This window comes from Chitinibacter sp. FCG-7 (assembly GCF_040047665.1).
Classification (GTDB): Bacteria; Pseudomonadota; Gammaproteobacteria; order Burkholderiales; family Chitinibacteraceae; genus Chitinibacter; species Chitinibacter mangrovi.
Genome location: NZ_CP157355.1, coordinates 2,467,550 through 2,488,363, shown reverse-complemented (window position 1 = coordinate 2,488,363; position 20,814 = coordinate 2,467,550). Strand labels below are relative to the sequence as shown.

Annotated in this window: 16 protein-coding genes; 3 read left to right on the top strand and 13 right to left on the bottom strand. The window is 52.3% G+C overall.

What is annotated here, in order from left to right; all coding sequences use genetic code 11:
• Positions 1-9: 9 nt before the first annotated feature.
• Positions 10-1,989: an ATP-dependent DNA helicase gene (locus tag ABHF33_RS11730; protein ID WP_348944136.1), complete on the bottom strand. Its 1,980-nt coding sequence runs from the start codon at positions 1,987-1,989 to the stop codon at positions 10-12.
• 202 nt (positions 1,990-2,191) lie between these two features.
• Complete coding sequence (locus ABHF33_RS11725) at positions 2,192-3,025, bottom strand: DODA-type extradiol aromatic ring-opening family dioxygenase (RefSeq protein ID WP_348944135.1); 834 nt, start codon at positions 3,023-3,025, stop codon at positions 2,192-2,194.
• A gap of 351 nt (positions 3,026-3,376) precedes the next feature.
• On the opposite strand from ABHF33_RS11725, the gene ABHF33_RS11720 reads away from it, so the two are divergent.
• On the top strand, positions 3,377-4,132 hold the full coding sequence (locus tag ABHF33_RS11720) for a hypothetical protein (RefSeq protein ID WP_348944134.1): 756 nt from the start codon (positions 3,377-3,379) through the stop codon (positions 4,130-4,132).
• 58 nt (positions 4,133-4,190) lie between these two features.
• On the opposite strand, the gene ABHF33_RS11715 is transcribed toward ABHF33_RS11720, so the two are convergent.
• Positions 4,191-5,624: a PLP-dependent aminotransferase family protein gene (locus ABHF33_RS11715; protein ID WP_348944133.1), complete on the bottom strand. Its 1,434-nt coding sequence runs from the start codon at positions 5,622-5,624 to the stop codon at positions 4,191-4,193.
• Between the two features lie 191 nt (positions 5,625-5,815).
• On the opposite strand from ABHF33_RS11715, the gene ccoG reads away from it, so the two are divergent.
• Positions 5,816-7,237: a cytochrome c oxidase accessory protein CcoG gene (gene ccoG, locus ABHF33_RS11710; RefSeq protein WP_348944132.1), complete on the top strand. Its 1,422-nt coding sequence runs from the start codon at positions 5,816-5,818 to the stop codon at positions 7,235-7,237.
• A 303-nt stretch (positions 7,238-7,540) separates the two neighbouring features.
• On the opposite strand, the gene ABHF33_RS11705 is transcribed toward ccoG, so the two are convergent.
• The 10 genes from ABHF33_RS11705 to edd all read right to left on the bottom strand — a co-directional run bounded on the left by ABHF33_RS11705 (position 7,541) and on the right by edd (position 19,002).
• Positions 7,541-8,296, bottom strand: a complete 756-nt coding sequence (locus tag ABHF33_RS11705) for an SDR family NAD(P)-dependent oxidoreductase (protein ID WP_348944131.1) — start codon at positions 8,294-8,296, stop codon at positions 7,541-7,543.
• Positions 8,297-8,359: 63 nt separating this feature from the next.
• A complete protein-coding gene (gene hpnE / locus ABHF33_RS11700) occupies positions 8,360-9,754 on the bottom strand; it encodes a hydroxysqualene dehydroxylase HpnE (RefSeq protein WP_348944130.1) in 1,395 nt (464 codons plus the stop codon).
• 4 nt (positions 9,755-9,758) lie between these two features.
• Positions 9,759-10,595: a presqualene diphosphate synthase HpnD gene (hpnD, locus tag ABHF33_RS11695; RefSeq protein ID WP_348944129.1), complete on the bottom strand. Its 837-nt coding sequence runs from the start codon at positions 10,593-10,595 to the stop codon at positions 9,759-9,761.
• Positions 10,596-10,618: 23 nt separating this feature from the next.
• The gene (locus ABHF33_RS11690) at positions 10,619-11,323 is read right to left on the bottom strand and encodes a DUF4136 domain-containing protein (RefSeq protein WP_348944128.1); all 705 of its coding nucleotides are present in this window, start codon (positions 11,321-11,323) and stop codon (positions 10,619-10,621) included.
• Complete coding sequence (aroC, locus tag ABHF33_RS11685) at positions 11,323-12,423, bottom strand: chorismate synthase (protein WP_348944127.1); 1,101 nt, start codon at positions 12,421-12,423, stop codon at positions 11,323-11,325. The genes ABHF33_RS11690 and aroC overlap by 1 nt, the downstream gene beginning before the upstream one ends.
• 176 nt (positions 12,424-12,599) lie before the next feature.
• A complete protein-coding gene (locus ABHF33_RS11680) occupies positions 12,600-13,739 on the bottom strand; it encodes a porin (RefSeq protein WP_348944126.1) in 1,140 nt (379 codons plus the stop codon).
• Positions 13,740-13,950: 211 nt separating this feature from the next.
• On the bottom strand, positions 13,951-14,967 hold the full coding sequence (locus ABHF33_RS11675; RefSeq protein WP_348944125.1) for a porin: 1,017 nt from the start codon (positions 14,965-14,967) through the stop codon (positions 13,951-13,953).
• A 291-nt stretch (positions 14,968-15,258) separates the two neighbouring features.
• A complete protein-coding gene (gene gap / locus ABHF33_RS11670) occupies positions 15,259-16,263 on the bottom strand; it encodes a type I glyceraldehyde-3-phosphate dehydrogenase (protein ID WP_348944124.1) in 1,005 nt (334 codons plus the stop codon).
• A 177-nt stretch (positions 16,264-16,440) separates the two neighbouring features.
• Positions 16,441-17,064: a bifunctional 4-hydroxy-2-oxoglutarate aldolase/2-dehydro-3-deoxy-phosphogluconate aldolase gene (gene eda, locus ABHF33_RS11665; RefSeq protein WP_348944123.1), complete on the bottom strand. Its 624-nt coding sequence runs from the start codon at positions 17,062-17,064 to the stop codon at positions 16,441-16,443.
• Between the two features lie 114 nt (positions 17,065-17,178).
• Positions 17,179-19,002, bottom strand: a complete 1,824-nt coding sequence (gene edd, locus ABHF33_RS11660; RefSeq protein WP_348944122.1) for a phosphogluconate dehydratase — start codon at positions 19,000-19,002, stop codon at positions 17,179-17,181.
• A 297-nt stretch (positions 19,003-19,299) separates the two neighbouring features.
• Between edd and zwf the strand changes: the two genes are divergently transcribed.
• Positions 19,300-20,748, top strand: coding sequence for a glucose-6-phosphate dehydrogenase (gene zwf, locus ABHF33_RS11655; protein WP_348944121.1), 1,449 nt, complete (start codon positions 19,300-19,302; stop codon positions 20,746-20,748).
• The last annotated feature ends 66 nt before the right edge of the window (positions 20,749-20,814 follow it).

Here is a 20,814-nt window from a genome sequence, read left to right as displayed (position 1 = left end):
CCAGATTGATTAATCAGTGCCGCCATCAGCGGCCTGCTCGCTGCTGCTCTGCTGCAGTTTTTCCGCTTGCTTGACGGCATAAAATTTCTGCACATTGGCCAATTCGCGCGAGCGGAACATCGGCGGCAGGCTGCGCCAAATCATTTTGCCGTATTGTTTCTCAACCAATCGCGTATCCGCAATCATCAAGATTCCAATATCGGTTTCATCGCGAATCAGCCGCCCTGCGCCCTGCTTGAGCGTAATCGTCGCATTCGGCAGCTGGTAATCCATAAACGGGCTGCGCCCGGCCTTGGTGATTTGCTCCATTCTGGCCGACAGTACCGGATCGTCCGGTGGCGAAAAGGGTAGCTTGTCGATGACGACGAGCGATAATTGTTCACCGCGCACGTCGATACCCTCCCAAAAAGTCTGGCTGGCGACCAGAATCGCGTTCGGCGCGCGACGAAACTGATCGAGTAATTCGGTGCGTGAGGTTGTGCCTTGCAAAAACACCGGCCAATCCAGATTGGCCTCTTTGAGTTTTTCCACCACCAGCTCATGCGCCTCGCGCATCGCTTTTAAGCTGGTAAACAGTAAGAAGGCATGGCCTTGTGTTGATTGCAATAATGGCCACGCTTTTTCGACCACCGCCTGGGTATAGCCCGCTGTATTAGGCGCAGGCATGTCTTGCGGCACATACAGTACTGCCTGTTGTTTGTAATCGAAGGGGCTATCCCAGGTCGCTGTCTCGGCTTTCCATAGACCGAGCTCGTGCTGGAAATGCGTAAATTGATTATTCACCGCCAGCGTGGCCGAGGCAAAAACCCACGCGCGCGGGTTCATATTGATCTGTTTCTGGAATAAATCGGCGATATTGAGCGGCGTGACATGCAACAGGAAACCATGCTGCGTGACGTCGATCCAGTGCACCGTTTCCTTGCTGTCCTCTTCGAGCCAATGGTCGAGTAGCGTCAACATTTCACTGGCGCGTTGCTGGCATTTTTCCAGCCCTTCCGCGCGCTCGGCCTGTTTGGCTAGCAATTGCGCGACGGTTTTGAGCTTGTCCTGCATCACCGCTAATTGAGTGAAAAACTCGCTAAAGCGCTCTTTGAGTTCATGCTGCGGCAGGCGAAGCTGTTCTTTAAAAACCAGCCGCACGTCTTTGGCGGCTTTTTCCAGCGCTTCGGCCGCATTGGGTAATTCGATAAAATCTTTCGCCACCACCAGCGCTTCGGCGCGCGCATCACGCGCAATTTCGACGACCTGGCCGCTGGTCAGCGTGTCGCCAAAAAATAGACTGGCGACTTCGGGCAGCTGGTGCGCCTCGTCAAAAATCACCGTATTACAGGCGGGTAGCAACTCGCCCGCGCCTTCGTCACGCAGCCAGACGTCGGCAAAAAACAGGTGATGATTGACGACGACGACGTCGGCTTCCTGCGCCTCGCGCCGCGCTTTGAGGACGAAACATTCTTTGTGGCTGGGGCAATCCTGACCGAGGCAATTATCACGCGTGCTGGTCACGTGCGACCAGATCGGCGCGTCTTCCGGCACGCCCTGACATTGCGCCTTATCGCCCGACTGCGTGCTGGCCGCGTAGCGTTTCACTTTTTGCAGATCGACGACATCCTCGCGGCGCATAAAGCGCCCTTCGTGTTCGGCGCGCTCCAGGTGATAGTGGCAAACGTAGTTGCTACGACCTTTGAGCAGCGCCACCGTGACCGGCACTTTCAGCACATCGCGCACACTGGGAATATCACGTTTAAAGAGCTGATCTTGCAGCGTTTTAGTGCCGGTCGAAACGATGGTTTTACCACCCGATAACAGCGCGGGAACCAGATAGGCAAAGGTTTTACCCGTCCCCGTCCCCGCCTCGGCAATTAGCTGGCCGTGCTCGTCAATCGCCTTGGCCACCGCCTGCGCCATTTCCAGCTGCGGCTGGCGCAGTTTATAGCCGGGAAAAGCCACAGAAAACGGGCCATCGTTGGCAAAGGCTTCTTCAAGAGTCATGGCACGCGCCGCAAAAAATTCAGACGGCGATTGTAGCAGCCAGCACTATTGTAGGGTGAATTAGGCCGCTCGTAGCGATAAAAAACACGCTAAGGCAAATCGGCCGAAATCCTCCGTGACGCGACAAAAATGGTGGGTTATGGCCGCATCAGCAATGGCGCTTGCACAACATTGATAGGCGGCCTAACCCACCCTACGCCCATCAAGACCAATTCAAACCAATCACATCCATCCCCAGCACGCCTAATTCAATACTCTGGTGCAGCGGTGTAACGCTCGGCGCTTCACCATCAATTCCCGCTGCAGCGCGGGCGATCAGCAACGGCAGAAAATGCTCCGGCGTTGGATGCGCACGGCGGGCGTGGCGCAGCCGATTTTGCCAGTCAAGCCAGAAGGCTTTACCCTGGGTATTGAGCGCTACATAGCTACCAGCAATGAATTCAGACGCATACTGCTCTACCGTATATTCACCTGTATCCGATTGCATCCTAGAGAAGGCGTCGCGCAAATTATGCGTAATGCTGCCCGATGTCATCAGCAACACATCGTCGGGCAGAACCTGCCCCAGTCGCTCGCCCAAGCGCCAATGCGCGGCATTATCCAATCCCCAATGCGCTGCGTTATCCATACCTTGCGACAGCGAAATCGTCACCAGCGGCACATCGGCTTGTGGGTAGATCAGTTTGAGCGGCACCCACGCGCCATGATCGAGCGCCGGATCATCGCTGATCGCCACGTCCTGCCCGTCTGCCGCCAAGGCTTGTGCGATCTGCACCGCCAGCTCAGGCGCGCCATTCGGGCGATATTGCATCTGGTACAGCTCGGGCGCAAAGCCGCCAAAATCATGCCATTCCTGCCATTGTGCCGCCGTACCTACGACGGTTTTACGGGCGATATTGTGCGCCGAGATCAGCACAATCGCGCGCGGACGCGGCATGGTTTGGCCCAGTTGCTCAAGAAAATGGCGAGCCGGGATGTCATCAATCACCGTCGATGGCGCACCATGACTAATAAATAAGCTGCGAAATTTGCGCATAAGAAGCTCCGTATCGTTTGTAAAATGATACGGACAAGACGGACGACGCGCGGCGAAGAGTTTTGAAGCAGTTGTGCAAAATGGCTGAATGCAATCTGGCGGGAACACAACGCAGCCAATGGCAATCAAGCGCCCGTGCTGATTCATGCGTTAAACTGCTGCATAGCTGGAATCAGCGATTGAGAGTTCGGCATTGAAATGCATACTCCCAAGAATCAAAAATATTGGAATTACTTTCAAAAAGAGCCTAGCCACCCTAGTGATATGCGAAGGTTTCTTTCACATACTGGATTCTAAAGTTCAACTCATGAACGAACCACGCTGGTTTGTTTGGATGCCTAAAAAATAACCATGTCAAATTTCTGGAACGACGATATCGCAGCGATGACTCTCACAGAAGCCGAGAAAAATGGCTTGCAGATCTTTCGCAACTATACAAATGCCTTTGAGAAAAGTGCAGCAGAGCGATTCGTAAGCAAAGCAAATGAGGTTCAGTATGACACCTCAAAGCTGGATGGAATTCTCAGTTTAATCGTTGAAGAGGATGTTCGGTTTTTACCAGTAATCGCATGTTCATTCTCCGATGAACAACTCGAAGGCATGTTTAAACGAGAAATCCCTGATGGTGTTCCCGGCGGACGATCATCGATGCTGTCTGGATATGGAAGCCTTTCCAGATTTTCGCAGAGAATTCAGATTTCTTTTGCATTTGGTTGGATGGGACATGATGTTCTCGAAGAACTCGACAAACTACGTAAAATTCGTAATGACACCTCCCACTCTTGGGATATCAACTCCGTGCGAGACAAGTTGGATGTGCTAATTGACAGTCGGATGTTGAAAATCGAAGAGCAACTGGGCGATGGAATTCGACTTCCTGAAAGATTCTGGGAAACTCTTTCAAAAGAGGAGTTGTTTAGGGTGCGACTAATTTGGCTGCTCGGCCGATGCTTTTATGAGTCCCATTTATTTGCCTCTGCAATAAAGCAGCGACTGAATCCGCAATTAGCGCTTTATGGAGAAGCCAAAACAAACTTGCTAGTAAGTGTTGCAACAAAGTGTGTGACGGCCACAAAGTCTGTCATTTCGCCAGCACAAGCTAGTTGAAACAGCCTTGCTGGGTGCGCAACGCTTCGCGTTTCACACTCTACGACCCACTCTTTCATCACCGTTTTGACTCGTTAGCTCCCGGCTGCTCCGCAATCAAGCGCCCCAAAGTCCTCATCGCCAGCTCAAAATCATCATTCCACTGCCCGCCAAAATTGAGCCGCATGCAGTTTTGAAACTGACGGCTGGCGGAGAAGATCGGGCCGGGGGCGATGCTGATGCCTTGTTCGGCGGCTTGGCGGTGTAGGCGTAGCGTGTCAAAACCAGCGGCAAATTCCAGCCAGACAAAATAGCCGCCTTGCGGGCGCGAGACGCGTACGTCGGGCGGGAAGTGGCGGCGGATTGCATCAAGCATCAGCGTCAGTTGCGATTCGAGCGTGTGGCGCAGTTTGCGCAGGTGTTTATCAAATGCGCCAGTTTGCAGGTAATCGGCAATCGCCACTTGCGCCGGTACGCTGGCCGATAACGTCGTCATTAATTTCAGTTGCTCCACTTGCCGCACAAAGCGGCCGGGCGAAACCCAGCCGATGCGATAGCCGGGCGCGAGGCATTTGGAAAACGAGCTGCAATGCATCACCCAGCCGTCTGTATCAAACGCTTTGGCGGGCAGCGGCTGGCGCGCGCCAAAGTAGAGCTCGCCATACACATCGTCTTCGATCAGCGGAATCTGCCGTGCGCTGAGCATGTGCACTAAGCGCTGCTTTTTTTGCTCGCTCATGCTGACGCCCATCGGGTTTTGGAATGAGGTCATCAGCCAGCACGCTTTAACCGGGTGTTGATCGAGCAGCTGTTCCAGCGCATCCAGATCCAAACCATCTTGCGCACAAACGGGGATTTCCAGCGCCTTCATGTTCAGCCTTTCAATCGCTTGCAGCGGCGCATAAAAGCCGGGCGATTCAATGGCGATCAGATCACCGGGCTGCGCAACGGCGGCTAGGCATAAATTGAGCGCTTCGAGCGCGCCATTGGTGATGATGATATTTTCCGGCGCTAGCGGCATGCCGAGGCCCAGATAGCGCAAGGCAATTTGCTGGCGCAAAGCCAAATGCCCGGGCGGCAAGCTGGCGACGGTTTCCCACGGATCGATAAAGCGCGCGCTGCTGGCCAAAGATTTAGCCAAGCGCTGCAGCGGAAAATGCTTGGGCGACGGAAAAGCCGAGCCCAGCGGCAGAATATTGCGATCTTGCACCGCGCCCAGAATACTGAAGATCAATTGGCTGATATCGACTTGCGCCGGTTGTGGCGTGGCGCTGCTGACTTTGGGCATTGCAAACACATCGTGCTTGATGCCGAGCGCAAAATAGCCCGAGCGCTCGCGCGCTCGCACCAGCCCACGATCTTCCAGTCGGTGATAAGCCTCAAACACGGTGGAGGCGCTCACCTGATGTTGCGCGCGCAATTTGCGTACCGACGGCAGTTTGCTACCTGCCGGGATTGTGCCATTGCGAATATCGGCGGCAATCAGTTCGGCCAACGCTTCATAGCGTTTCATAGCAGTCCTTCGTAGCGCTTCATATCAGCCCTTCATAGAGTTTCATAACAGTCCTTCGTAACGCTTCATAGCAAACCTTGCGACTTGATCAATCTGATCCGGTTTTTGATTCGTTTTCTGATTCTGTTCTGCTTTTGGGCAGTATCGCATACTCAGCCGTATTTCAGTCCATCATCGGCCAGGTTCAAGCAATGAGCAGCTCGACTCCCAACTCAGCATCGCCCAGCAGCGACGCGCAAATCATCCACTTTCACTCGCATAAGAAAATCTACCCGCGCTGGGTGACGGGCTACTTTAATAATTGGCGGATTTTCTTTGTCGTTGCGACGCAATTGTTTTTTTACGGCGTGCCATGGCTTGAAATCAATGGCCGCCAAGCCTTGTTATTCGATATCGCCAACAGCAAATTTTATATTTTTGGCCTGGTGTTCCTGCCGCAAGATTTTATTTATCTGATGGCGCTGCTGCTGGTGTCGGCATTCGGGCTATTTGTCTGGACGGCGATTGGCGGGCGCTTGTGGTGCGGCTATGCCTGTCCGCAAACGGTGTATACCGAGATTTTCCTGTGGATAGAAAAATGGACTGAGGGCGATCGATCGGCGCGAATCAAGCTCGACCAAGCGCCGCTATCGGCACGCAAAATCAGGATCAAAACGCTGAAGCACACTATCTGGATTGCGCTGTCTTTATTCACTGGGCTGACCTTCGTCGCCTATTTCACACCGATGAGTGAATTGCAAAGCGGCTTGGCGACATTGAGCATTGGGCCGTGGGACACGTTCTGGATTTTGTTTTATGGCCTTGCCACCTATGGCAACGCGGGGTGGCTGCGTGAGCAAGTCTGCCAGCATATGTGCCCGTACTCGCGCTTTCAAAGCACGATGTTTGATAAAGACACGCTGATTATTAGCTACGACAGTAATCGCGGCGAGCCACGCGGTGCACGCGCCATTGGCAGCGACTACCAATTGCAAGGCTTGGGCGAATGCATTTCGTGCACGATGTGCGTGCAGGTGTGCCCGGTCGGGATTGATATTCGTGATGGCCTGCAATACGAGTGCATAGGCTGTACCGCCTGTATTGATGCCTGCGATCAGGTGATGGATCAGGTCGGCTATCCGCGCGGACTGATCCGCTACACCACGGCCAATCAGCTGGAGAACCCGGCTCACCAGGCACGCTGGTGGACCCATTTTCGCCGCCCGCAGCTAGCGCTGTTTAGCGTGATGCTGCTGATGGTGATGGCCGTTAGTGCCTATTCATTGCAACACCACCAGCCACTGAAAGCCGAAATTGTCCGCGAGCGTAATACGCTGCTGCGCGAGCTGGCCAATGGCGAGCTGGAAAATGTGTATCGCGTTCGGCTGCAAAATACCGCCGAACACCCGCGCGAATTTATGCTGGCCGTCACGGGGCTAGTTGGCATCAACACAGAAATTGACCGAAATGAAGCTTTGCAATTGGCGGGAACGCAAAGCAGAGAATTTGTCGTGCGTGTACGCACCGCAGCCAGCCACGCCAAGGCTGGCGCAAACCCGATTCAATTCAGCATCCGGGCGCGGGATGATGCCGCAGTCCAGATTCATGAAGCGGCGACGTTTTTTGGCCACTGAAATTGGCTCTGACACCGAAACATGAGCAATACACCGCTCGAGGCGGGGAGGCACAAAAAACGCCAGCCTCAAGTCGTGAGACACAAAAATGCCTCGCCCTAGGCAGGGAAACTAAAAAAAACGCCCCGCTCAAGGCGGGGCTAGTAACTACAGGGAGAGATGAAACAAACTACACACTTGCGTTGCACCACAGCCTTTCGGCAGAGTACCTAAGCTTGGAGATCAATCACAAACTTACCCTAGCTCAGAGGGAAAACGCGGCGGAAAGTTCATCGTCCTGCGCTAAAAATTGCATGGTATTTTTTACTTTGCACTAAAGAACAAAGTCTGACCACTTTGCCCATGGCTGGCCTGCCCCAGCCAGTAAAGAATAGCCGGCATGATGGCGCTGGTTTGAGGCAAGCTGTCTTTTGATTCAGCCGGATGCGTGGCCAAACGGAATGGCGACTGGATCGGGCCGGGAACCAGCTGGTTGATCCGCAAATGAGTGAATTTATCCCATTCCGAAGCGGCAATTTGTACCCAGTTTTGCTGCGCCGCTTTGGTAACGCTAAAGCCGCCCCAGTAAGCGCGCGGCTCGAACGCATGCGTCTCGCCGATCACCAGCACCGCAGCGTCGGGCGACGCTTGCAGCAGCGGCAGCAGCGAGCGCGTCATCGCAAATGGTGCGGCGACGTTGACGCGGAACATATCCACCCATTCGTCGAGCTTTTGCATACTCAAAGGCGACAAATGATTAAAGCCGTTGGCACAATGCAAAATGCCGTCGAGGCGGCCAAATTCTTTTTGAATCAGCACGCCTAGCTGCGTCAGCTCAGTCTCGCCTGCTTTGGCCAGATCCATCGGCACGGCAGCCGGTTGCGGCCCGCCGACCGACTCAATTGCGTCGTAAGTACGGCTGAGTTTCTTTTCATTCCGCCCCAGCAAAATCACCGTCGCGCCCAGTTTGGCCAGCTCCACCGCTGCCATCGCACCAATGCCCTGCCCTGCGCCGGTCACCAGAATCACGCGATCCTGCATTGATTTGGGTTCGGCCTGATAGTTTTTCCAGCTTTCCATGATGAGATCCAAGTTTAAATATACATAGCAAGGTATTGCCATCTATCCCAATTCATAAAATGGCTACAGGGCAATACCCTTAAAATCTTTTAATACTGCCTGCGCAGCTTTGACGCCGCTACGCACCGCTCCTTCCAGCGTCGCCGGATATTCGCCGCGCGACGCGCCTTTCATCGACGCCAGACCCGCAGTGTAATCACCCGCCAGATACAGACCCGTAATCTCGGTGCGATGATCGGGGCGAACTAAATCGGGCGTGCAGGCAAACGTCGCGCGTTTTTCGGTAATCACCTGCTGCTGCAACACCAGATCGGGCAAACCCAAGCGCAGATGCAATTCGGCCTGCACCGCCAGCGCCAGCTCATCGTGGCTTAGCCCGCTGTGCAGGCCCTGCGCTGAAATCACGACGGCGATCAGGCCGGCGCAATCGTGCGTCACCCCACGATCAAACACCCATTGCGAAAAGGAATCGGAAAGCCCCAGCATAGGCTGGCTCAGCTTTACATCGGCTTCGTATTGCAAATACACCGTCACAATCGGCTGGTACGGCCAGGCTGCCAGCTGCTGGGCGAGGACGCGCGTTTGCTCAACTTCAGCCAACAGTTTGGCCGTTTGATGCGGCGCAGTCGCAACGATAACAGCGTCAAAACGCTGATCATCGTCATCCAAATACCAGCCACCCGTATTGCCATCAATCGCTTTTACACGCTGACCCAGTCGAATATACCCACCCAGTTTTTTTAAATATTCGGCAGCAGGCGCTGGAAATAGCTCGGTAAAGTCAAGTTGAGGCAGCATTAAATCGGAAGCTGCACGGCGGCCACCCAGGCTATCGCGCAAAACATTGAGCAGCACTTGCGCGCTTGCCAGTTCCAGCGGCGTATTGAGTGCCGCCAAGGTGAGCGGAGCCCAGAAACGGCTGATGAGTCCGTCGGGTTGGCGTTGCGCTTGTAACCACTCGGCAACGGTCATATCGTGGCGAAGTTGCCAGCCGCGCCATTTTGCGCCTTGAATCGCCCGAATCAGCGCCCAGCGTTCGCGCCAGCTCAGGCCTTTGGCACGAAACAATCCAACCGCCAAATGCAACGGCGCAGGCAAACGTGGACATTCGAGCAAGAAGTCTGGCTCAACTTGGAGCCGCATCGGCTGGCGCAAAAACGCCGCATCCAGATCAACGCCGCACTGCTTCATCAGCCGCAACAATTCGCTATACGCGCCAATCACCAGATGCTGGCCATTATCGAGCGGCGCAGGTTTGTTGACCGTAGTATGCGATGACAAGCTGGCACGCTCAACCCGCCGAGCACGGCCACCGAGGACTTTGCCCGCTTCGAAGACCGTGACTTGTATGCCAGCCGCAGCCAGTTCGACCGCCGCCGCCATGCCCGCATAACCGCCACCGATGATGGCGACGCACTTGGATGACGGATTTAGCTGCGATGGATTTAAAGCAGTCATTGGATCAGGCAAACCACCAGGTTTTCCAAGCCAGCCATAGCTTGCGGATTGGCGTCAGAGAGATACGCTGGTTTAAGACTTTCTGTGCACCGTCGAGGCGAATTTCCGCCAAGGTTGCGCGGTAGATTGCTGCCATGACGAGGCCTGTACGCTGGTTTTTCTTATCGACTTCGGGCAGCAATTTCATCGCCTGCTCGTAATATTGCTCGGCGCGGTCGATCTGGAAATTCATCAGCGCTTTGAATTCGGCGGTTTCGCGGTAATTCAGAATATCGGCGGCTGGCACATTAAAGCGCTGCAACTCATCCACTGGCAGATAAATACGGCCACGGCGCGCATCTTCGCCGACGTCACGAATGATATTGGTCAGCTGAAACGCGATGCCTAAATCGTGCGCGTATTTGAGCGTTTTTCTATCGGTGTAGCCAAAAATACTCGCGGCGAGCTGGCCGACGACGCTGGCGACGCGGTAGCAATACAGGTGCAGATCTTTGAAGCTGTTATAACGCGCCTGATTCAGATCCATCTCCATGCCGTCGATGATTTCCAAAAACAGTTCGCGCGGCAGATCGTAGGCTTTCACCGCTGGCAGCAAGGATTGCGTCACCGGATGTTGTGGCGCGCCAGCGTACGTCTGGTCGACTTCATTGCGCCACCAGTTCAGCGTGGTGCGCGCGACGCCTTCGTCGGTGCACTCATCGACGACGTCGTCGACTTCACGACAAAACGCGTACAAGGCGGTAATCGCAATGCGTTTTTCGGGGCTTAAAAAGCGAAAGCTGTAATAAAAACTCGAGCCACTTTTGGCCGCTTTGTCTTCGCAATATTGATCTGGTGTCACAGGACGTCTCGGGTCGAAATGAATTAAGGAGTTGGCGTCGTCATTGGCATGCGCACTTCACGGCTCACGCCCGAAGGGCCTGGAAAGGGTTTAAACAGGCTGCGAATCAGCCACGGCACAGCTGCATCGAGCTCGTCATTCTGGCTACGATTGCGCGCTCGGCCTTCGTAGAGCTTGGCAAATTCACCTTTATCCAGCGTTTTGCGATCCAGAATATCGACAAATACTTCGCGGGTATAAATCGTCTCATTCACCGTCTGCGTGCCGACGATGCCGGTTTCCGGGTAATAGCGCGGAATAAACACCACACTGCCGCCGCTAATCACACGTCGATAGCTGACCGAGTAGCCTATCGTGCCCCAGATCGGTTGCTGGTACGATTTATTCTTGCCGTCGTCAATTTGGTAATCAAAACGCACCAGCCAGTCCGCCGCTTTCGGGTCTCGCTGCCAGATCAGGCCTTGCTCAACCAGATGTTGCGCCAATTCGGTTTCATATTGCTGATACGCCAGACTTTGCGCCTGCGAGGCACTGCGCTCAAATGCAAAGGCTTTCGGGCGAGCCATTGCGGCGGCGACCGCCTCGGCACCGGATACAGCGGGTGCCGAAGCTTTTAATACGCCAGCGGGCAACTGATGACGTACCGACACGGTGGCTACAAACGACGGGCTGGCACAGCCTGCCAGCACGGCCAGCACAAATATCGTCAACAGTGTGCGCGCCGACATTAGGCGATACTACCCGGAATTTTCGGCGTATTGACGACCACATCGCCGCATTGTGCACGGTGTCGCAGCGCATGATCGATCAGCACGAGTGCCAGCATTGCCTCGGCAATCGGCGTTGCACGAATGCCGACGCAAGGGTCATGGCGGCCTGTTGTGGCCATCATCACCGGATTGCCCATTTTGTCGATTGACTGGCGCTCTTGCGCAATACTGGAGGTGGGTTTAACCGCCAAATTCACGGTAATAGCTTGCCCTGTCGATATACCCCCAAGAATGCCGCCAGCATGATTGGTGGCAAAGCCTTTAGGCGTCAGCTCATCACAATGCACCGAGCCACGTTGTGCAATGCTGTCAAAACCAGCGCCAATTTCAACGCCTTTCACCGCGTTAATATTCATCATTGCGTAGGCGATTTCGGCATCGAGTCGGTCATACACCGGCTCACCCCAACCGACTGGCACATTTTCAGCCACGACCGAGATTTGCGCGCCCACCGAATCGCGCTCTTTGCGAATCGCATCCATATAGTCTTCGAGCTGCGGTACGATTTCTGCATTCGGCGAGAAAAAAGCATTCTCAGCCACGTGATCCCAGCTTTGGAACGGAATATCAATCTCGCCCAGTTTGCTCATATAGCCGCGAATGACGATGCCGAATTTTTCACGCAGCCATTTTTTGGCAATTGCTCCCGCTGCCACACGCACCGCTGTTTCACGCGCTGAGCTACGACCGCCACCACGCGGATCGCGAATGCCATATTTGTGCCAGTAAGTGTAATCGGCGTGGCCAGGACGGAAGGTTTCGACGATCTTGCCGTAGTCTTGGCTGCGCTGATCTTGGTTGCGAATCAGTAGCGCAATCGGCGTACCGGTGGTTTTGCCTTCATAAATCCCCGACAAAATCTCAACCGTGTCGGGCTCTTTGCGTTGCGTGACATGGCGGCTAGTGCCGGGCTTGCGGCGATCGAGCTCGAATTGAATGTCTTCCAGCGATAAATCCATTCCCGGAGGGCAACCATCGACGATGCAGCCAATGCCAGCACCATGGCTTTCGCCAAATGAAGTTACAGTAAACAACAAGCCCAAACTATTGCCCGACATGGTGCACTCCAAGAGTCTGTTTTAATTCTGAATGTGGGCGATTTTACCACGCCACAGGCCACAACGCGGAGCCGGCCATAATCGATTACTCGCCAACGAAATAAAAAAACCGCCAATCTCGACTGAGATTGGCGGTTATCAAATCCGGTGGTTTCAAGCGTAGCAATCTTTACAGCTTAGAAATCACCACGCAGACCGATTGCGATAATGCTGGCGTCAGAGCCTTTGCTCAAAGCAAAACCAGAACCTGTGGTTGAGTTCGCTTTCGCATCGTTATCAATTTTAGTGTATGTCGCAATCACACGAACCTGCTTATGCAATTTGTATGATGCACCCAGACCAAATTGTTTGGCACCAGAATCGGCCACTACTTTGCCATTCTGTTCTGCTTCATCAGCGATTGCATAATTAGCGTGGAAGTTCCAGTCGCCCATGCCATACGCCACACCAAAACCATAAGTATTTTGCTCCTGATCAACCTTTGCAGCTGGGGCAATGGTGTATTCGCTGTTCATTTTTTCCCATACAGCGCTTACTTTTACGCCTGAGAATTTGGCAGTAGCGCCCACGGTAAATGCATCAGAAGATTCGTTACCTTGGCTACCAGTCTTGTCTGACTTGCTGGACAATTTAACACCAGTCAAATCATAAGATGCATCGCTCAGCTGTGCGTAACCAACACCCACATCAAAGAATTGGCTAGAGTATGCGGCCATCAGTGACAACTGAGGTGCTTGCACTTCGCCTACTTTGCCGAAGTTGTAGCTCAATTGCGCGTTAAAGCCACCAAGTTTTGGTGTTTCGTAGTGAACGATATCACCATCACGACCACCCATGCGGCCGATGATTGAATCTTTACCAGTCAGATCAGTGGTGTCGTTCAGGTTGTCATCAAATACACCGTATGCGGCTTTTTTCAGGTTTTTGTAAGCATTATCATAGCGGCCAGCCAAGAACTTACCAGCTTTGGCACTATCCAGACCGATGAATGTGTTACGGGTACCAAATGTTGCTGTTGTTGATTTGTTTTCACCGCTGTTGCCAACATAAAAACGAGATTCAACTTGACCAATGGCTTTCAGATCATCACTGATTTTCCAATCACCTTTCACACCAAAACGTGAACCCTGGTCTGCTAGGCGGGTTTGGTCGTCAGTAATGTCAGTCAGAGCAGTCCCTTTCAAAGGTGACACACTGGCAACTTCTACTGCAGTGCGCAGGCTGCCGTAAATTTTCACAGGCCCCAAATCAACATCGGCCATTACAGCAGGGGCAACAAAAGCAGCAGCTACTGCAGCGGCAATCAACTTGTTCATTTCTTTAACTCCGAGTTTAAAATAATCTGTTTCTGTGAACTTTCACATCGCAGCCATTGTATAAACTCATTGTTAATAAACGATGTCATAACAGTGACAAATTCATTACATTAAATACTAAGCATTTGAATAAATTAGAATAAATTAGAACAACAAAAAAGCGGCCGAAGCCGCTTTTTTGAGATGGAATATCTAAACTGAAAAAGTCAGATTAGAAACCAGTCCAAGTACCGATCAACACACGAGCAGAGTTGTCTTTACCTGCTTGACGACCGTCAAAGCCCCAGCCGATAGCTGGATTCAGAGCAGAGTCAAAGTCTTGGTAACGAGCTTGCAGGAAAGCGCCTGTGTTTTTAGACAAAGAGTAATCCCACTGGAATGCCAATTGTTTCACGCCATCATTAACATCTTTGCCATTTTTCTCTGAATCCAAGATTTGAGAGTAAGTCAAAGTGAAAGTAGATTTGTCTACAGATGTGTTTGCAGATACCAAGTATTGGTCTTGGCTAGTTTTGCTAGCACCGTTTTTCATTTCGGTACCTTTGTATGCAGCTTTCACGCCGAAAGAACCGAAGTTGTAACGACCGCCAACCATCCACATTGCATTGTCTTGGCCGTTAACAAACTTGATGCTGTTGCCTTTACCGTTAGCAGCATTTTGTGCTTGAGTAGCATCTTGAGTTGCGTAGTATGCAGCATCCAGGTTCAGGTCACCTGAAGCGAAGCTAGCAGTCAGATCGTAAGCAGTGCCATCTTTCGAGCCAGTACCCATATCGTACTGAGCAGCGAAGCTAAAGCCACCGAAGTTTGGAGAGAAGTAAGAAGCGTACTGACCGCCAACAGAAATTACTGTGTCAGCGAACAGGTTACCAGCACCTTTAGTACCGTATGGCCAATCCATCATCAGGTACGTGTTTGAGAATTGGTTACCAAAACGCAACTCACCCCAGCTACCAGCGTAGCCAATCCAAGCTTCACGGTTACCAAAAGAATCGTAACGGTAGTCTGTAGCAACTTTTTGCGCCACTTTCCACTTCAGAGTATCACCAGTGTCAAGCTTGTCAGAACCGTTGAAGTTCAAAACGATAGCAATCTCTTGATTGAAAGTTTTTGGGCCAGTGAGGTAGAACAGATCCATCTCTGCAGAACCAGAAATAGAAACTTCAGCGAAAGCTGGAGCTGAAACTGCTGCTGCTACTGCAGCAACCATAATAGCGCGCTTGAACATTAAATATTCTCCAAAAAAAGAGAGTTAAGTTATTTTAAACCACCGTAACAGAGGGCCTCTTTTTGTAGTGGGGCCACTGCTTTACAGACTCAAGATTACGGAATATCCCTTGGCAAGGCAAAAGCAATTACCTTTTTCACTCGATGGTGTAGCCTAGGAGCAACACTCAAATCAGCCCGAATCAAGCCCAGCAAGCCCATGAGTGCTACGAGCCTACTGCAAACAAATGTTTCAGACACAAAAAAGCCGGTCGACTTAGCCGACCGGCTTGCAGGGATTGAAACAGAAGGCTTATTTGCCTGCCATCACACGCACCATTTCCAGCACTTTGCTTGAATAACCCCACTCGTTGTCGTACCAGGCAACCAGTTTGACAAAGGTTTTATCCAAAGCAATACCTGCATCGGCATCAAAAGTAGAAGTGCATGCTTCACCACGGAAATCGGTTGAAACCACTTTCTCGGTGGTGTAACCCAGTACACCTTTCATTGCACCTTCAGAAGCTGCTTTCATTGCTGCGCAAATTTCTTCGTAAGATGCTTCTTTATTGAGCTCTACCGTCAAATCAACGACTGAAACATCAGATGTTGGCACACGGAAAGCCATACCGGTCAGTTTGCCTTTAATTTCAGGAATGACCACACCAACCGCTTTTGCAGCACCCGTTGACGAAGGAATGATGTTTTCCAGAATACCGCGGCCACCGCGCCAATCTTTGTTTGATGGGCCGTCAACTGTTTTCTGCGTTGCAGTCGCGGCGTGAACTGTCGTCATCAGACCACGTTTGATGCCAAAGTTGTCATTAATCACTTTGGCAATTGGTGCTAGGCAGTTAGTGGTACAAGACGCGTTGGAAATAATCGCCTGACCTGCATACGTGTCATTGTTTACACCGTAAACAAACATTGGGGTGTCATCTTTCGATGGTGCAGACATGATGACTTTTTTCGCGCCAGCGGCAATGTGCTTTTCGCAAGTTTCTTTGGTCAGGAACAGGCCGGTCGATTCAACAACAACGTCGGCGCCGATTTCGCCCCATTTCAGCTCAGCTGGGTCTTTCACTGCAGTCAGACGAATCGTTTTGCCATTTACCACCAGATTGCCGTTTTCAATCGCAACTTGGCCCTTGAATTTGCCATGCACCGAGTCATGTTTCAGCATGTAGGCAAGGTAGTCGGGCTCGAGCAAGTCATTAATACCTACGATTTCAATATCATCTGCAAAGTCATAAACCGCAGCACGGAAAACCATACGACCGATACGGCCAAAACCATTAATACCAACTTTGATAGCCATACATCATCTCCAAACAATCTAAGGAATCGAACAAATCGGGACACTCAAGCATGCACCATTTGATGCCCACTTGCCTTTGCGCCATGACAAAAACAACTTAGAAAAACAAAATGGGGGCGGCACAAGCCACCCCTAAAAACGAATCGGGCGTGTAGCCCGATTTTAATTAACAGCTAATCAAGCACGCAATCCGGCGGCTTCACGCGCCAAGGCAGTGATGCCAGCCCAGTCGCCATTGGCAACCATCTCTTTTGGTGCCAGCCATGAACCACCTACGCAACCAACATTGGGCAAAGCCAAAAGTTTTGGAGCCGACTCAACGCTAACACCACCCGTTGGGCAGAACAGAATTTGCGGCAGCGGACCACCCAGAGCCTTAAGCATAGCCAGACTGCCTGCTTGCTCAGCCGGGAACAATTTCATTGCGTCAAAGCCTTCTTCCAATGCCGCAATTGCTTCGGATGGGGTCATCACACCCGGCAGCAAGGCAATACCACATTCACGCGCGGCAGCTGCCAACTTTGGCGTCAAACCTGGAGTTACGGCAAATACCGCACCTGCTTCTTTGGCTTGAACAAATTGCTCAGGACGAACAACTGTACCCACACCAACAATCGCGCCGGGCACGTTATCCGCAATGGCTTTCACTGCAGCGAGCGCCGCATCAGTGCGCAATGTCACTTCCAGTACACGAATGCCGCCTTCAACCAGAGCTTTTGCCAAAGGCACAGCGTGTTCTACGTTTTCAATCACTAACACTGGCATAACAGTGCAAGAGCGCATGATGTCACGAATCTGCATGAGAATTTTCCGTCTTATTAGATTGCAGCCTTCTATTTTTATCGAGGTCAGCAAAGGTTTCAAACCGGCTAACGCATCTCCTCACACGCCAGCCGCTCACTACAAAAATATTAATTAGTGCGCCAGACCAAGGCTGATAGCACCTTCTTCTGCGCCAGTTGCTGCAGCACGGAAGCTGGTAAACAACTCGCGTCCCATACCAAAACCATTGGCAGACAGATCGGCAGTAGCCACTTCACGCGCAGCCCATTCTGCCGCATCAACCTGAGCGACCAACTCACCAGTTTCGGCATTCAACAAAATCATATCGCCAGTGCGCACTTTACCCAATGCCCCCCCCGAAACGACCTCAGGCGTAATGTGAATTGCGGCAGGAACTTTGCCTGAAGCACCAGACATGCGGCCATCAGTAACCAGCGCCACTTTAAAACCACGGTCTTGCAATACACCCAGCGGTGGAGTTAGCTTGTGCAACTCAGGCATACCATTGGCACGCGGCCCCTGGAAGCGCACGACGGCAATAAAGTCACGCTCAAGCTCACCACGCTTGAAGGCGGCAATCACATCTTCCTGATCATCAAAAACAATCGCTGGCGCACTCACAATGCGATGCTCAACCGCAACAGCCGATGTCTTGATCACCGCACGTCCCAAGTTACCCTGCAGCAGTTTTGTACCGCCATCAGCCTGGAACGGATTGGCGGCAGTACGCAGTACCGAATCATCGCCGCTTTGCGCCGGCGCATCGCGCCATACTGCAACCCCATTATCGAGGAATGGCTCTTGCGCATAATGACGCAAACCAAAACCGGCAGCAGTCCACACATCATTGTGCAATAGGCCAGCATCGAGCAATTCACGGATCAGATAACCCATACCACCTGCTGCGTGGAAGTGGTTTACGTCTGCCGCCCCGTTTGGATACACCTTGGCCAGCAGAGGAATAATGGCCGACAAATCGTTAAAGTCAGACCAGTTAATGATCACACCGGCTGCGCGAGCAATCGCGATCAAGTGGATGGTGTGATTGGTTGAACCACCTGTTGCCAGCAAACCGATAATGCCGTTGATGATGGCTTTTTCATCAATCACTCTACCGACCGGGATAAATTCATTACCCAGGGCAGTAATCTGCGCCGCGCGTTTTGCCGCAGCGACGGTCAGCGCATCACGCAAAGGCGTACCCGGATTGGTAAACGCTGCGCCAGGCATATGTAGACCCATGATTTCCATCAGCATCTGGTTGGAGTTGGCCGTACCAAAGAAGGTACAGGTACCCGGGCCGTGGTAGGAACCCTCTTCCGAAGTCAGCAAGGCATCGCGCCCCACTTTGCCTTCAGCAAACAGCTGGCGGGTGATATTTTTCTCTTTATTGGCAATGCCGGTTGTCATTGGGCCAGCAGGTACAAAAATCGTTGGCAAATGGCCAAACTGCAGCGCGCCAATCAACAAGCCCGGCACAATCTTGTCGCACACGCCCAGACACAAAGTGGCATCAAACATATTGTGCGACAAAGCCACGGCAGTCGACATGGCGATCACGTCACGACTGAACAGCGACAACTCCATACCCGCCTGACCTTGCGTCACACCATCACACATCGCAGGCACGCCGCCAGCAAACTGAGCTGTTGCACCCGCTTCGTGTGCGGCTTTTTTGATAATCGCCGGGAAAGTTTCAAATGGTTGATGCGCCGACAGCATTTCATTGTACGAAGACACAATCGCCAGATTAGGCTGGCGCATTTCACGCAGCATGATCTTGTCGGTTTCAGGCATGGCAGCCCAAGCATGCGCCTGATTGGTACAGGCCAGACCTTTACGTACGGGTTCTTTGCTTGCCGCCTGTTCCAAACGCGCCAAATAGCGTGAACGTGATTCTTTACTGCGTTCAATAACGCGCTGAGTGACTTCGACCAAACCAGGATGCAGGGACATGAAAGAACTCCAAATTTTCTGAACTAAACCGCATCAGCTGCGGACTTAGATTTTAAGCGTAGTTTTACTACAACAACGCCATTTCGACAAGCAAAACTCGACACAAAGCCCATTCGCTGCAGTGCAACAAGGCCTTGCACCACAAAGGGTTTCAGTCAAAACGTCTTGCGCCATATTAGTGCAAACCATTACGTAATAAATTCGTTTGCTTGGGTGTTTGAGCCTGTAGTAAGATTACAAAGCTTACTATGCTTGACTCATCGTCAAGCCCCAATTCCAGACGAGGATTTTTGGCTCATGACTGCGATCGACGCTTTCGATATCGTATTTTTTGGCGGCACAGGTGACCTCGCTTTACGCAAGTTACTTCCTGCACTCTACCACCAAGACCAAGACGGCAATTTGCCACGCGAAGGTCGAGTTATCTGTTTGGGCCGCAGCCCGTCTGACACCGCAGCTTATGTCGACAAAGCCCACGCGAAGGCGAAAGAATACCTTGGCAGCCATTATAACGAAAGTGATTGGAACAAATTTGCTGCTCGAATCGAGTACCTGAAAGTCGATGCCAATACGGCTGAAGACTTTGTCGGCCTGGCAGCAGCACTAAATCAATTCCCGAATCGTGAACGTGTTTTCTATCTCTCTACTGCCCCCGATTTCTTTGCCCCGATTGCCAAAAACTTGGCAGCTCAGGGCCTGAATCAAGGCTCGGCGCGCGTCGTACTGGAAAAACCGTTGGGTCATGATCTGGATTCATCGAACAAGATCAACGACGAAGTCGGCGAGTACTTCAACGAGCAACAAATCTACCGCATCGACCATTACCTCGGTAAAGAGCCGGTACTCAATCTGATCGCTTTGCGTTTTGCCAACACCTTGCTCGAACCGCTGTGGCGTCGCGAATGGATTCGTGATGTACAAATCACCGTCACCGAACAAGTAGGCGTGGAAACGCGTGCTGACTTCTACGACAAAACCGGCGCCTTGCGCGACATGGTGCAAAACCATTTGCTGCAATTGCTGACCATCGTGGCGATGGAGCCACCAGCGTCGATCGACGCTGACGCGGTACGTGATGAAAAACTCAAAGTATTGCGCGCACTGAAACCATTGACGACTGATGATGTGAAAACCAAGGTCGTGCGCGGCCAATACCGTGCCGGTGCCGTGGGTGGCAAGCCGGTCATCGGCTATCAGGACGAGCCAGGCGTTCCAGCCGGCTCCAAAGCCGAAACCTTTGTGGCGCTGAAAGCCGAGATCGAAACCTGGCGCTGGGCTGGCGTACCTTTTTTCCTGCGTACCGGCAAGCGTCTGGGCGATCGCTTGGCGCAAATCGTGATTAATTTCCGCGAAGTGCCAACGTCAACATTTGGTAAAAACACGCGCCCTAACCGTCTGGTGATCGAACTACAACCTGACGAATCAGTGCGTCTGTACATGATGGCCAAAGAGCCGGGCAAAGATCAGCTGCGTGAAGTGTATCTGGATCTGGACTTTAAAGAAGCCTTCCAAACACGCAGCCCGGAAGCCTATGAACGTCTGTTGATGGACGTGATCAAGGGCGATCTGTCACTGTTTGTTCGTCGCGACGAACAACGTGCAGCATGGCGCTGGGTTGAGCCGATTATCGATTATTGGGAAAACAGCAACGAAGGCCCGAAAACCTATACAGCAGGCACCTGGGGCCCGGCGGCTTCATCGGCACTGCTGTCGCGTGACGGTTTGTGCTGGCACGAAGAAGCTTAAATACCCCTATGCAGTAAATACATCAAGACCATACCTAGTATGGTCTTGATTGCAATACCCCGTAGT